This window comes from Paraburkholderia sp. A1RI_3L (genome assembly GCF_048957895.1).
Lineage (GTDB): Bacteria > Pseudomonadota > Gammaproteobacteria > Burkholderiales > Burkholderiaceae > Paraburkholderia > Paraburkholderia kururiensis.
The window spans coordinates 257774-272303 of the sequence record NZ_JARCHA010000004.1 but is presented as its reverse complement, the minus strand read 5'-3'; the positions used below and the strand labels follow the sequence as shown (position 1 = coordinate 272303).

At 64.9% G+C, this 14530-nt stretch carries 10 protein-coding genes; 3 read left to right on the top strand and 7 right to left on the bottom strand.

Annotation, left to right across the window (positions count from 1 at the left end; genetic code table 11):
- Window positions 1–130 precede the first annotated feature (130 nt).
- The 6 genes from PXJ20_RS13985 to PXJ20_RS13960 form a co-directional block, all read right to left on the bottom strand.
- Window positions 131–1567, bottom strand: a complete 1437-nt coding sequence (locus tag PXJ20_RS13985) for a peptide synthetase (RefSeq protein WP_421031391.1) — start codon at window positions 1565–1567, stop codon at window positions 131–133.
- Window positions 1568–1667: 100 nt separating this feature from the next.
- Window positions 1668–2654 (bottom strand): TauD/TfdA family dioxygenase, encoded by a 987-nt coding sequence (locus tag PXJ20_RS13980; RefSeq protein WP_421031392.1) that lies wholly within the window; start codon window positions 2652–2654, stop codon window positions 1668–1670.
- Window positions 2651–3442, bottom strand: coding sequence for a thioesterase II family protein (locus PXJ20_RS13975; protein WP_421031393.1), 792 nt, complete (start codon window positions 3440–3442; stop codon window positions 2651–2653). The genes PXJ20_RS13980 and PXJ20_RS13975 overlap by 4 nt, the downstream gene beginning before the upstream one ends.
- A 33-nt stretch (window positions 3443–3475) precedes the next feature.
- Window positions 3476–3730 carry an MbtH family protein gene (locus PXJ20_RS13970; RefSeq protein ID WP_421031394.1) on the bottom strand — a complete coding sequence of 85 codons (255 nt, stop codon included), beginning with the start codon at window positions 3728–3730 and terminating at the stop codon, window positions 3476–3478.
- 115 nt (window positions 3731–3845) lie between these two features.
- On the bottom strand, window positions 3846–5147 hold the full coding sequence (locus tag PXJ20_RS13965) for an ATP-binding protein (RefSeq protein WP_421031395.1): 1302 nt from the start codon (window positions 5145–5147) through the stop codon (window positions 3846–3848).
- Complete coding sequence (locus tag PXJ20_RS13960) at window positions 5131–5880, bottom strand: response regulator (RefSeq protein WP_126876094.1); 750 nt, start codon at window positions 5878–5880, stop codon at window positions 5131–5133. The genes PXJ20_RS13965 and PXJ20_RS13960 overlap by 17 nt, the downstream gene beginning before the upstream one ends.
- A 331-nt stretch (window positions 5881–6211) precedes the next feature.
- Here PXJ20_RS13960 and PXJ20_RS13955 point away from each other — a divergent pair, with 331 nt between their 5' ends.
- From PXJ20_RS13955 to PXJ20_RS13945, 3 genes are read left to right on the top strand one after another with little or no spacing between them, the layout of a single operon-like run.
- Entirely contained in the window at window positions 6212–7489 is a 1278-nt protein-coding gene (locus PXJ20_RS13955) for an efflux RND transporter periplasmic adaptor subunit (RefSeq protein WP_421031396.1), read from the top strand.
- Between the two features lie 12 nt (window positions 7490–7501).
- Complete coding sequence (locus PXJ20_RS13950; RefSeq protein WP_421031397.1) at window positions 7502–10705, top strand: efflux RND transporter permease subunit; 3204 nt, start codon at window positions 7502–7504, stop codon at window positions 10703–10705.
- Window positions 10702–12135, top strand: a complete 1434-nt coding sequence (locus tag PXJ20_RS13945) for an efflux transporter outer membrane subunit (protein WP_421031398.1) — start codon at window positions 10702–10704, stop codon at window positions 12133–12135. Before PXJ20_RS13950 ends, PXJ20_RS13945 begins: the two co-directional genes overlap by 4 nt.
- A 14-nt stretch (window positions 12136–12149) precedes the next feature.
- Here PXJ20_RS13945 and PXJ20_RS13940 read toward each other — a convergent pair whose 3' ends face one another.
- Window positions 12150–14528 (bottom strand): plasma-membrane proton-efflux P-type ATPase, encoded by a 2379-nt coding sequence (locus PXJ20_RS13940; RefSeq protein ID WP_421031399.1) that lies wholly within the window; start codon window positions 14526–14528, stop codon window positions 12150–12152.
- Window positions 14529–14530: the final 2 nt, after the last annotated feature.

Here is a 14530-nt window from a genome sequence, read left to right as displayed (position 1 = left end):
CGACATGCGCGCGGGCTTTCCCGGGCCTTGGGGCCGGGAACGTCGTTGCTGCAATCGTGGGGAAGCGACGCCTTTCGTCTCGGTATCTTTCATGCGGCGCCACGGGTGAGGAATATGCCCTGCGAGGGCGTCAAACCGTTGCCGGCTGATCGAGTTCGGCAACGAGTGCATTGACCCACTCGTCGGGAATGATCGGCTGGTGGTACGTGCACTCGTGCGAAGTCACGGTGGAACCATGCAGGCGACCATCAGGAATCAGCACCTTGTCGCCGATGTGCATTTCAAGCTGCATGCCGACGTTGCCCCAGAACAGCATGTCGCCTTCTTCGATCGTCACGAGCCGATGATCGTTGTGCACGTGGGTGGTCGAACACATCTCTATCGGCTCGATGAACGTTTCGCGATCGATGTCGGGATACTCGGCATCGATGCGCGCGCTGATGCGATGCGCGAACGCAACGTAATGGCGAATCGAGGAGAGCCAGCGCAACTGCTCGCCGAGATCCCAGCGCGCGCGCTCGGCCAGCCGCTCGGCCGCGACGATGCCTTGCACGCACTGGCCGTGCGCCTGCTCGCCCATCTCCACGGCCAGACGCCGCAGCGCTTTCGCGCAGCGCTGGACAAGTTCGTTCTTGAGGGTCGTTGCCTCTGCCGGTGCCCTGCCTGCGGGCTGCAAATGGGCACAGGCGCGCTCCAGTGCGAGACCGAACGCGAGCCACTCGGCCTCGGCACCAAAGGCAGCGCCGACGAGCCCGAACGCGCGGTCCGGACGGCGCGCCAGCGCGTAGAGCAGATTGCATTTCGCGGTGCTCGTCGGCAGATAGAACTGCCAGTAGGCGTGCTGACGGCCCGTTACGCCCATTGCAGCCGCTACGCGTTCCAGCAATGCGTCGTCGGGCGTTGCGGCATGCAAGGTGGGACGCTCGGCTCGCGCGAGCAGATCGAAGAAGCCGCTCGCCTGCGCACGTGCCAGCGCGCGGCGCTTCGATACCGCAAGCGCCCAGCGCTGAACCATGATGAAACGCAGCCCTTCTTCCAGATAGTCGTTCGCGACGAGACGCGCGAACGTGTCGCTCCAGAAGGCAAGTTCAGCGTCGACGATGGCCGCGAGCCGTGCGCTTGCCCTCTCCACGGACTCACCCGCGTCGACGTCTTTGCTCAGGTACTCGAACGCGTAGGCCTCCAGAAAAGGCGCGATCTGTGCGCCGAGTACACGCGTGTTCTCATCGTGGAATTCGGTGAAACGCCGCCATGAGTCGGGACCGCTTCCTGCCGGAGCGCGGGCAATGTCGAGCTCGTAGATCGACATCAACGTGCGGCCGGAGGCCAGTGCCGCCAGACGGCTCACGTTGTGCGGCCGCACGGGCTTCATGAACTTGAGGAACGCAAAGTCCTCGGGACGCAGCGGCCGACGATGAAAGTCGTCGTCCAGCACGAGTTCATCCACGGTTGCGCTGCGAAAGGGCGCAGCCGCCGCGAATGCCTTGATGAGCGAGACGTAGTGCTCGCTCTTGCCCTCGAACGGCGAAAAGTCGAAGAGCGGAAGCGGATTGGAATGCGTGGTCATCGGGTCATTCTCCAGTTCTCCAGGTTGCCATCCTCGATTTCGAGCGATACGAGCAGCGCGATTGCGTTCGCGTCTGCGTTTGCATTTGCCGTCCCTGCCCTTATGGCGTGGCTGCGCCCGACTCGCCCGTCATGGCAACGAGCACACGGCGCCTGCCCTCGTATGGCGCGCGGCCATGCGACATGAGCACGTTATCGAGCACCATGAGATCGCCGTCATGCCAGTCGAACGAGAGCATCGTTTCGCGATAGACGGCGCGAATCTCGTCGAGCATGGCGGCTTCGACGGGCGTGCCGTCGCCGAAACAGGTGTTGCGCGGCAAACGGTCTTCGTCGACAACGTCCAGCAGCGCTTCGCGCAGCGCCTGCGGCAGATTCGTGAAATGAAAGAGATGCGCCTGGTTGAACCAGACGCGCTCGCCGGTAACGGGGTGACACAGCTCCGACTGACAGACCTCGCGCGTACGCAGCCCCTCGCCATCGTCCAGCCATTCGTATTCGATGCCACGCTCGCGGCAATAACGATCCACGCCAGATCGTTCAGTAGTGCCAAACACCTGCTGCCATGGCACGTCCAGACCATTGCCATAGTTGCGCACGTACATGACGCCGCGCTCGGCGAAACGCCGGCGCAGCGACGGCGACAGCCGCTCGTACACGCGCCGGCTGTCGGCCACCGGCGTGGCGCCGCCCCGTGCCGACGCCACGTCGCAGTAGAACCAGATGCGCGCGGGCCAATGGCGCGTATAGGACTGCTCGTTGTGCTGATCGATCCACTGATCGGCCGGATATTCCGTGGAGGAGTAGACGCCATTTTCGATGCGGCTTCGCGGCGTGGAACCGAATTCGTAGTCGAGCGCGCGACCGAAATGCGAGACGAAGCGGTCGAAGCCGCCAACTCCCGCCGGATGAAAGCCGCGCAACAACACCCCGCCGTGACTCGACAACGCCGCCTCGATACGCGCGCGCAAGACCGCCAGACTCTCGTCGAGCGGACGACCGTCTTGTGCCTCGATCACCGCGAGACGCGTGCCGTTGCTTTCGAACACCTGCTCCCTGAGCGCAACCGTATGGGTCAATAGCGTCATGAAGGCTCTCCCGCGAAAGATGGCGCAGCGTCCGCGCACTTCGCTCCGCCGGGCGCCAGCGCGGCCTCGAGTGCGGCGGCTATGGCGGCAAGTACCGCGTCTGCGTCTTCGGTGATGAAGAAATGCCCGCCGGGGAAGCGATGAACCGTGCAACGGCCCCGTGTTTCGTGGGACCACGCTTCGACGTCTGCCGCATCGTGCGTTGCCGGATCGTCACGTCCGATGAAGACGTCGATCGCGCAGTCGAGCGGCTGACGGCCCGAGGCCACACGCATGGCGAGATGAGCGGGATGTACCCCGCACAAATGGAAATCGGCACGCAGGGCGGGCAGCATGAAATCGATGAACTCGCGGTCATCGAGTAGCGCCGCGGGCGTCCCACCACGCACGCGCAGGCGCTCGACAAGCACTTCGGATCGAGCCGCGAGCCAGTGCGTTTCGATGCCCCGACGCGCGGGCGAAACGGTTCCCGACGCACCGAACCAGACGGGGCCGGGAAGCCCGCGCTGCCGCAGCGCATGGGTCAGTTCGAGACCCACGAGGGCGCCCATGCTGTGGCCGAAAATCGCGAACGGGGTCTGCGTATCTAAAGCGCCCGCGACCTCGTCAGCCACCGAGCTAATGAGAGACGGCCAGTCGGCCAGAAGCGGGCGGTCGCGCTTCACGCCATGGCCGGGCAGATCGATCGCCATGACGTCGATGAACGAGGGCAACTGGCGAGGCCATGTCCGATAGAGCGCCGCGTTGCCGCCCGCGTGCGCAAGGCAAACGAGCGTGATGGGCGGCATAACCCCAACCTCTTGCGTCGCGGCGCGCATCGCTCAGACAGCCGCCGTCCCGGTGCCGCGCGGTGCCTCTCCTGCTTGTGCCTCGGCTTGCGCCATGGCCTTGCGCAGGCTCAACGGACGCATGTCGGTCCACACCTCGTCTACCCACCGGAGGCATTCGTCCTTCAATCCCGACTTGCCCGCGGCACGCCAACCGGCGGGAATCGCCTTGTATTCCGGCCAGATCGAGTACTGCTCTTCGTGGTTCACCACCACGACAAACTGCGTGTTTTCGTCGCCCCAGCTCATGATTTTTCCGTCCTCCGCACGTTTCAAATGAATGCGAATGCAAGTCATTATCATTTACGTGATGATGGATAGAGCAAGGCACGCTGTCAAGTTACTTTTTGTGGAGCGCTAGCGCTTACGGGCGCGAGCCTGTACCCGCACTCCTCGTGAGGCGGCTTCGGCTCGGAAAGGTCATCGTGATGACGAGTCCGCCATCGGACGCGTTGGAGACCTGAAGCGTGCCGCCGTGATGGCGGACGAGGCGGCGCACGATCGCGAGCCCCAGGCCGCTGTGCGCGGTGCCGCCGCGCGCAGGATCGAGCCTGACGAACGGGCGCAGCACGCGGTCGAGGTCAAGCTCGGGCACGCCGGGACCATGGTCGCGCACCACGAGTTCGTAATGGCCCTCGTGCGCTCGCGTCGAAATCTCGACGGGCGGCTCGCCATAGGTCAGCGCATTTTCGACGAGGTTCGAGAGGATGCGGTCGATATCGACCGTGGGCAGCATGAAGTCCGGCCCCGCGTGCAGATCGAGCGTGACGAGCGCATCCGCGTCGGGTTCGCCGCTGGGACCCAGTGCATCGGTGTAATCGCGGCGGCAATGCGCGTCCACGCTGATCTGCGGCGAACCTTCGGGGCTCTCGCGGGCGAAGTCGAGAAACTGCGTGATGACGCGCGACATGGATTCGGTATCGCGCAGAAAGCCGTCGCGATCGGCGCGGTCGGTCAGCAGGTCCGCACGCACCTGCATGCGCGTGATCGGTGTGCGCAGGTCGTGCGCGATGCTCGCGAGCATCACGGCGCGCTCGCGCTCGGCCTCGGCCAGTTCGCGCGTCATGTCGTTGAAGTCGTCGATCAACTCACGCACCTCACGCGGTCCGCGCTTGCGCACGAGGCTCGCATGAACGCCCATGCGATGCTCGCGCGCCGCGGCGGCGAGGTCGCGTACCGTCCCGTTGAACCGCCACGCGAGCACCACCGCGACCACCACGGCAAACGCCAACGTCAACGCCAGCGCGCCGGTGAAGCGGTAGAGCGGCACGTCTGCCTGCGGCAGCACGATGCCGCGCGTACTGCCTGCCGGGAGCACGCGCAGCGTGCCGTCGTTGTCCATTGCCACGTGGGTGCCCGGCGGCAGCACGTGCCGCAGTTGCCGTTCGATGGGCCCGATCGTGTCGACGCGAAAGCGCTGCGCCTCGGCGGCCGGCAGTTTCTTCAGGTCCACGAACGAAATGCCGAGGATGTTCGCCACCGACCGCTCGCCGCTCTCCTGCCCGCCCATGCTCGCGGCCGCCTCTACGACGCGCGAAATATGGAAGGCGGCGAGGCTCGCGCGGCTTCGCTCGATCAGCAGCAGCGACGTGAGGTGAACCAGCACGAGCAGGCCCACCGTGGAGATGACGAGCCGACCGAACATCGAATCAAACGGATTCTTCATCGGCCGGGCTGTCGGGAATGAACATGTAGCCCACGCCGCGCATGGTCTGAAGCCGGCGCGGATTGGACGGATCGTCTTCGATCAGGCGGCGCAGGCGCCACACCGGCACGTCGATGCCGCGTTCCGTTACTTCGGCGTCCGGACCGTAGAGCAGTTCGATGAGCCGCGTGCGCGAGAGTGTTTCCATGGGATGCGAGGCGAGCACTTCGAGCAGCGCGTACTCGCCGCCGGTGAGCTTCACGGGCGTGCCTTCGCACAACAGCGTGCGCGACGAGAAATCCAGTTCGAAACGGCCGAACCTGCACGGCACGCGCTTCTCCTGCGCCGCCGTGGTTTGCGGCCGCCCCTGGCGGCGCAGCACCGCATGAATGCGCGCGAGCAGTTCCTGCGGCATGAACGGCTTGGCGAGATAGTCGTCCGCGCCGAGTTCAAGACCCAGCACGCGGTCCACGCCTTCCGCACGCGCGGTCAGCATGATGACCGGAATCGTGTCGCCGCTGACGCGCAACTGTTTGAGCGCGGTGAGGCCATCCACGCCCGGCATCATGAGATCCAGCACGATGATGGACGGACGCTCGCGCTCGAGCCGCCGTGCCAGATTCGTGGCGTCGTGCAAGACAGAGAAAGCGATGCCGCGCTGCTGGAAGAACTTGCGCAGCAGGTCGCGCAGCTCGGCGTCGTCGTCGACGAGCAGGACTTGCAGGGCGGAGTCAGAGAGGGCTGGAGCGTGCACTTCGGTCGTTCGGGGCGAGGTGGGGACGGGGTAATCGTAGCCCGGAGAAGGCCCGATTGGCTTTCGGAATATTACTGAGATTTGCGCCCACGCGAGGTAAATGCCGCGCGGCCCGGTGTTTCGCACGCCGAAGCCACCCCCTCGTCAATTTCATCTGTCTTGGCGCGTCACTGAACAGTAAGTTTCCGTAAGCACGAAAAAATGCGCCATCGGTAGCGTTACGCCTTGCCCAGCACCGGTCCCGCTGGGGTGCCGCTGAAGTGCCACTAAAGCGTCCGGTGCCGTCCCGCTCTCGTATTGCGAGGCATCGCGATGTCCAAACAGGTCAAAGATGAAAACGCCAATCCTTCCGAACCACGACGCGCCCCGCCGCACGGCGCCCAGGCCGCGCCGGCTGTTTGCCGCACTCTCGATACTCGCGATACTCGGCACCGCCGGCTGTAGCAAGCAGGCTGGCGGGCCGCCCGCCGGCTTCGCCGCCCAAACCGCCCAGGTGGGGGTGCTCACGCTCGCGCCGCAGCACATCGTCGAAACCACCGAACTCTCCGGCCGCCTTTCCTCGCAGAAAGTCTCCGACGTGCGCCCGCAGGTGAGCGGCATCATCCTCAAGCGCCTGTTCGTGGAAGGCGGCGACGTGAAGGCGGGTCAGGTGCTCTATCAGATCGACCCGGCCACGTACCAGGCCGCCTACGACCAGGCGCGCGGCACGCTCGAAAACGCGCGCGCCACGTTGGCCGATGCGAAGACGAAAGCGGACCGCTACACGGAACTCGTGAAGATCAACGCCGTGAGCAAGCAGGACTACGACGACGCCGTCGCCGCCGTCCACCAGGACGCCGCCACCGTGACAGCCGACGAGGCAGCGCTCGAATCCGCGCGTGTGAACCTCGAATACACGCGGGTGCGGGCGCCTATTTCAGGGCGCATCGGCGCATCGACCGTGACGGAAGGCGCGCTCGTCACCTCCGACCAGACTACGGCGCTCGCCACCATCCAGGCGTTCGACCAGATGTACCTCGACGTCACGCGCCCCAGCACCGAATGGCTGAAGCTGCGCAGGGCGTTCGCCTCCGGTCGACTGAAGAAGACGGGCACCGACAGCGCCGCCGTCACGCTCGTGATGGAAGACGGCACCGAATACGCGCACCCCGGCGCGCTGCAGTTCTCCGGCGTCACGGTGGATGCCACCACCGGTTCCGTCACGCTGCGCAGCACGTTCCCGAACCCCGAGCGCGAATTGCTGCCCGGCATGTTCGTGCGCGCCCGTCTGGAAGAGGGCGAGAACGACAACGCGCTACTCGTGCCGCAGATGGCCGTGACACGCGCCTCGGACGGCAAGGCGAGCGTCTACGTGGTGGACGCGGCCGGCAAGGCGCAGCAGGTGCAGGTGGTGGCCGACAACGCGTTCGGCGACCAGTGGATCGTGACGTCGGGCCTGCACGCAGGCGACCGCGTGATCGTGAGCGGTCTGCAAAGCGTGCATGCGGGCGCGCCGGTCAAGGTCGCCGCCGATACGTCGCAGACGCAGGAGAAAGCGGCATCCGCCGCATCCGATGCGGCCGACGCATCCGCAGCCGACACGGCCTCGGCCGTGTCGGCACAACGCTAGGCGGAGAACGGCATGGCAGAGTTCTTCATCAAGCGTCCCATTCTCGCGTGGGTCATGGCCATCGTCATCATGCTGGTGGGTGCGGCGGCGGTCACGACTCTTCCTGTCGCGCAGTACCCCACCATCGCGCCGCCCTCGGTGCAGATAACGGCCACCTACCCCGGCGCCTCCGCCGACACCGTCGCGGCCACCGTGACCCAGGTGATCGAGCAGAAGCTGAGCGGCATCGACAACGTGCTCTACATGTCGTCCACGAGCAGTTCTGCGGGGCAGGCCACCATCACGCTGACGTTCAATCCCGGCACGAATCCCGACATCGCGCAGGTGCAGGTGCAGAACAAGGTGACGCAGGCCACGCCTACCCTGCCGGAGACCGTGCAGGAGCAAGGCGTGCAGGTGGCGAAGGCATCGACGAACTTCCTCCTGATCGTCGCGCTCTCGTCGCCGGGCGGCACCTGGAATTCGGTGGATCTGGGCAACATCATCGCCACGCAGATCGAAGACCCGCTTTCGCAGTTGAACGGCGTGGGCGACGTGACGCTATTCGGCGCGCAGCACGCCATGCGCATCTGGCTCAACCCCGTGAAGCTGCACAGCTTCGGACTCACGACCTCGGACGTGACCACGGCTATCACGAACCAGAACGTCGAACTTTCCTCGGGGCAGGTAGGCGGGTCGCCGGCAACGGATTCGCAGGCCATCAACGCGACCATCCGCTCGTCGAGCCTTCTGACCACGGCCGATCAGTTCGCCAACATCCTGTTGCGCGTGAACACCGACGGCTCACGCGTGCTGCTGAAGGACGTGGCGCGCGTCGAAGTGGGCGGCGACAGCTACGAGACGTCGTCGCGCCTGAACGGCAAGCCCGCCGCGGCGCTCGCCATCAAGCTCGCCACGGGCGCCAACGCGCTGGATGCAGCCAACGCCGTGCGCGCGAAGCTCGCCGAAATCCAGCCGCAATTGCCGAAAGACGTCGCGATCAGTTACCCGTACGACACCACGCCGTTCGTGCGCATCTCGATCGAAGAAGTCGTGAAGACGCTGTTCGAAGCCGTCGTGCTCGTCTTCCTCGTGATGTACCTGTTCCTGCAGAACGTGCGTGCCACGCTGATTCCGACCATCGTGGTGCCCGTTGCGCTGCTCGGCACGTTCGGCGTGATGTCGATGATCGGTTTTTCGATCAACGTGCTCTCGATGTTCGCGATGGTGCTCGCCATCGGCCTGCTCGTGGACGACGCCATCGTGGTGGTGGAAAACGTCGAGCGCATCATGAGCGAGGAAAAGCTGGGCCCGAAGGAAGCCACGCAGAAAGCGATGGGGCAGATTACCGGCGCGCTGATCGGCGTGACCACGGTGCTCACCGCCGTGTTCATTCCCATGGCGTTCTTCGCGGGCTCCACGGGCGCGATCTACCGGCAGTTCTCCATCACCATCGTCTCGGCGATGCTGCTGTCCGTCATGCTCGCGCTCACGCTTACGCCGGCGCTGTGCGCCACGCTGCTCAAGCGCATCGACGTGGAGCACCACGAAAAGCGCGGCTTTTTCGGCTGGTTCAACCGGTGGTTCGCAAAGAGCAACGCGGGCTATAGTTCCACGCTCGCTCGCGTGGTCGCGCGGCCCGCGCGTTACATGCTGCTCTACGGCGTGATCGCAGGCATCGTGGCGCTGCTCTATGTCACGCTGCCCTCCTCGTTCCTGCCCGACGAAGACCAGGGCTACTTCATCGTGTCGATCAGCGCGCCGGCGGGCACGCCGGCCTCCCGTACGCTGAAGACGGTGGAGGCCGTGGAGCAGTACGTGCTGAAAGACGAGCCGGGCGTCAAGCAGATCATCGCCATCAACGGCTTCAGCTTCAACGGGGAAGGACAAAACAACGCCATTGCGTTCGTGGACCTCAAGGACTGGAGCCAGCGCGGCGCCCATGACAGCGCACAGGCCATCATCGCGCGCGCCAATCAGCATTTCGCCGGCAATCGCGATGCGCGCATCTTCGTGTTGAATCCGCCCGCCATTCAGGAACTGGGTACGCAAAGCGGCCTCGACTTCGAGATAGAAGACCGTGGCGACGCAGGCCACGACAAGCTGCTCGCGGCACGCAACCAGTTCCTCGGCATGGCGTCGCAAGAGCCGACGCTCGCAATGGTGCGCCCGTCCGGCCTTGAAGACACGCCGCAGCTGAAGGTGGACATCGACCGCGAAAAAGCCAACGCGCTGGGGCTTTCCATCTCCGACGTCAACGACACGTTGCAGACTGCGTTCGGTTCGTCCTACGTGAACAACTACATCGACACGGGGCGCGTGCAGAAGGTCTATGTGCAGTCCGACGCGCCGTATCGCATGATGCCCACGGACCTCGGCGACTGGTATGTGAAGGCAAGCAGCAGTTCGTCGAGTTCGTCGTCCTCGTCCTCTTCAGGCAGCACGACGAGCACGAGCACCACAGGCTACGACTCCACGATGGTGCCGTTCTCGTCGTTCGCAAAGAGCCACTGGACGTTCGGGCCGCCGCAGATCGAGCGTTACAACCGGCAGCTCGCCATGGGCATTTCGGCCGCCACGCGGCCTGGCGTGAGCACCGGCGAGGCCATGAACGCGGTCGAGCAGCTCGCGCACAAACTGCCGCCCGGCTTCGCTCTGGAATGGACGGGACAGTCTTACCAGGAGAAGCAGGCCGGCTCGCAGGCTACGACGCTCTACGCGATCTCGCTCGTCGTCGTGTTCCTGTGCCTCGCAGGTCTCTACGAAAGCTGGTCGATTCCGCTCGCCGTGCTGCTCGTCGTGCCGCTCGGCGTGCTGGGCGCGTTGCTTGCCGCTCACGGGCGCGGACTCGCGAACGACATCTACTTCAAGGTGGGGCTGCTGGCCACGATCGGGCTTTCCACGAAGAACGCCATTCTGATCGTCGAGTTCGCGAAGGACCTGCAGGCGCAAGGGCACGGCCTTGTGGATGCCGTGCTCGAAGCGGCCCACATGCGTCTGCGACCTATCCTGATGACCTCGCTCGCGTTCGTGTTCGGCGTGCTGCCGCTCGTCATCAGCACGGGCGCCGGCGCCAGCGCGCGCCACGCCATCGGCACGGGCGTGACGGGCGGCATGATCGCGGCCACGGTGCTCGCCATCTTCTTCGTACCGGTCTTCTTCGTCGTGGTGCGCAGACTGTTCAAGGAACACGGTCACACCACGGACTCCGCTGACATCAACGAGGGCAACGCATGAAACGCACCCTGATCGCCCTTCTCTGTGCGGCCGCACTGGCAGGCTGTACGCTCGACCCGACGTACCAGCGCCCGGCCGCGCCGGTCGACAGCACCTGGTCCACCGTGCCCGCGCCGGCGCAGCAGAAGCCCGCGCAGGGTACGGCTGCGGCACCGCTGGGTGCCGACCTCGGCTGGCGCGACTTCTTCAAAGACCCGCGCCTGCAAAAGCTGATCGAACTCGCGCTCGCCAACAACCGCGACATGCGCGTCGCCGCGCTCAACGTGGCGCAGTACGAAGCGCAGTACCGCATTGCGCGCGCGAACATCGGCCCGACCATCAGCGCATCCGGCTCGGTCACGCGCGAACGCGTGGAAGGCTCCACGAGCGCCTACAGTTCGAGCAGCGCGAGCGTGGGCCTCACGTCGTGGGAAATCGACTTCTTCGGCCGCCTGCGCAGCCTGAAGCGCCAGGCGCTGGAGCAATATCTCTCGACGGACGCCGCGCGCACGAGCACGCAGATCAGTCTGATCGCGACAGTCGCCACGGACTATCTGCAACTGCTTTCCGACGAAGCTTCATTGCAGATCACGCAGAACACCGTGGACGCCGACCAGCACACCTACGACCTCACGGTCAGCATGATGAAGATGGGCAGCGCGTCGCTGCAGGACGTGCGCCAGGCCGAAAACTCGCTTGCCAGCGCGCGGTCGAGCCTCGCCTCGTACACGCGTGCAGTGGCGCAGGATCGCAACAACCTCGTCGCCGAAATCGGCGCGCCGCTGCCCGACGATCTGCCGCAGGGCCCGTCTCTGATGGAAAGCGAGAACACGCTGGCGGACATTGGCGAAGGCGTGCCGTCGGATCTGCTCACGCGCCGCCCCGACATTGTCGAAGCGGAGCACACGCTGAAGGCCGCCAACGCGAACATCGGCGCGGCGCGCGCCGCGTTCTTTCCGAAGATCGAGCTGACGGCTTCCGCGGGCACCACGAGCGGCAGCCTCTCGAACCTCTTCAAGGCCGGCACGGGCGCGTGGACGTTTGCACCGTCCATCTCGGTGCCCATCTTCGACTTCGGCTACAACCGCGCCTCGCTGGACGTGGCGAAAGTCGAAAAGGACATCGACATCGCCAACTACGAAAAGGCCATCCAGACGGCGTTCAAGGAAGTGTCCAACGCGCTCGCGGGACGCACGACCTACGTCACGCAGGTGGCCGCGGACCGCGACTACGTGGGCTCAGCGCAGCAGTATTACGACCTCGCGCAGGCACGCTACCGCAGCGGCACCGACAGCTTCCTGACGCTGCTCGATGCGCAGCGCACGCTTTACACCGCGCAACAGCAACTCGTCACGGACATACTCGCCAAGCAGTCGAACCTCATCACGCTGTACAAGGTGCTGGGCGGCGGCTGGTCGGAGACGAGCGCGGTGGCGGCGCAAGATCCATGACGCGCGAGCGTCGGTTACGCGCCGCCGAACATAAAGCGCCGTAACACGACGCTCTTGATTCGGTCGAGAAGCAGAGCGAACACGGCAACGGCACAGATCAGGGCGCCGACGAGTTCCAGTGGGACTGCTGCCATCAGCGTTCCGGTTACGGCCAGCACACTCACCAGGACGACGTCGATGGCGCTGGCCCACGTCATGAGCGTACCGGGAGCGAACGCCCACATGGGCCCGTCGTTGCGGAGTACGTAGATGTTGGCCTGCGTGGTGAATACCAGCAGCAGGAACACCATGGTTTGCATCTGCCCGGCACTCAGCCCGAACTCTGTGCGCGCCGCGCCATACAGCGATAGCGTGAACGCAAGCGAAACTGCTGCGAGCACGCCCGCGGCGCCGACCAGTTGCCCGACTCGCCAGCGTTGTGGCTGGCTTGCCGGTAGAACGCGGTCGGTTGCGATGCTCATCGTAACGAAGTCATTGGCGAACAGCAGTAACACGATCAGCCGCGGTGAAATCACAAAGCCTTTGGTGAGCCAGAGACCCAGTGTGAGGAAAACGACGATCTCAAGTGTCTTGACTATCTTGTTGAGAATGTACGTGAGCATGCGTCGGTGCACTTCTCGCCCCACACCGACCACCGTCAGGACACCGCTCAGGCCTGGATCGGTCAGCACGACGCCCGCTGCGGCCTTGGCCACATCGGTGGCACTGGCCACGGCGATACCGAGTTCCGCCTGTCGCAGCGCAGGTGCGTCATTGACGCCGTCGCCCGTCATCCCCGTGACGTGTCCTGCCTGTTGCAGCGCGCTGACAATGGCGTGCTTCTCTTCAGGCAGCACGCGAGCGAAGATGTCGCATTTTTCGGGTTGTCGTAAGTCGTCTTCGCGTGCAACGCAGATACGTGTGCCCAGCCCAAGTCGTTGTCCGATTGCCCGTGCTGTTTCCAGTGCGTCGCCGGTGGCCATGCACACTCTCACGCCAAGCTGGCCGAGTTTTGCGATGAGTTCGGCAGCGTCGTCCCGAGGCGGGTCCGAGAGGCCCACCAGGCCGATCGGGCGAATCGCGCCCGCGGGACCCGCCGCAACCGCGAGCACGCGCGCGCCCCCAGCGGCCAACGCCCGCCCCGTGTCTTGCGCGGCTTGACGCTGCGCCACGTCGGCACCGCAATGTTCGAATACTGCGCTGGTCGCGCCTTTCAGCGCATGCCACGCCTGTCCATCGACGACATAGATGCCTTCGCTGAATCGGGTTGCCGGATCGAAGGGCCGAAAATCCGTGCGCGCGGGCAGAAGGGCAGATTGCGCGCCCGTACGATAGGCAGAAAGGATCGCAAGGTCGAGGGGATCCTGAGAGGCATCGTCGCTGGCCATTGCTGCCGCGCGCAAGACGGTGGCCTCGTCGACGTCTGCCAATGCCTTGACCCCGGCGACGGACAGCCTGTTCTGCGTCAATGTACCGGTCTTGTCGGACAGAAGGGTATCCATTGCCGCAGCTTCCTCTACCGCAGGCAGCCTCGTAACGAGAACCCCCTGTTTCGAAAGACGTGTGCTCGCGAGAGCCGTAGCCAAAGTGTAGGTCGCCGGCAAGGCGACCGGAACCGACGCGACGAGCAGCAATAACGCGAACACCGCGGTATCGCCCCACGGCAAACCATGCGTCGCGGCGTAAAAGATAACCAGTACTACAAGCACGAGGTCGAAGGCGACAAGGCGCTTGACGATCGAGAAGATCGTGCGTTGCATATGGCTGGGGGCATTGGACGTGCGCACGAGTTCCGCCGTCCGGCCGAAGTAGGTTCGCGAGCCGGTGGCAGTGACTTCGCCGCTGGCTTCGCCCTGATGCACGATCGACCCGGTGTACGCGGGCTGTCCGGCGCTTGCATCGACAGCGAGAGACTCGCCGGTCAGGGCCGACTGATCCAGCGTCACTGCGCCATCGAACAAAACGAGGTCCGCAGGAACGATGTCGCCTGCTCGCACGTGCACCACATCCCCGGGAACCAGTTGCGCCGCGGGAAGACGGCCCCAGTGCGCGTCGCGCAGCACGCGCGCGTTGACCTGCAATTGCCGTCGCAGCAACGTCAGCGCGTCTTGCGCGCGCCCTTCCTGTATGGAGGCAACAAGGGCATTGAAAGCAAGCAGAAACAGGATGACCAGCGCCTCCTCGCCACGATGAAGCATGACCTGTAGCACGATCACCGCTTCGAGCATCCAGGGCACGGGTCCCCAGAGTTTGCCGAGAAGCTGGCGCCATCGCGGTGTGCGAACCTCTTCGATGGCATTGACGCCGAATGCTTGCAGGCGATGCTGAGCCTCTGCCGACGTAAGTCCTGTTGCGCGGTCGGTGGTCGGCAGCGCTTTTGCGGTGTCGGCGGGAGGTTTAGCGGCGATTGTCATTG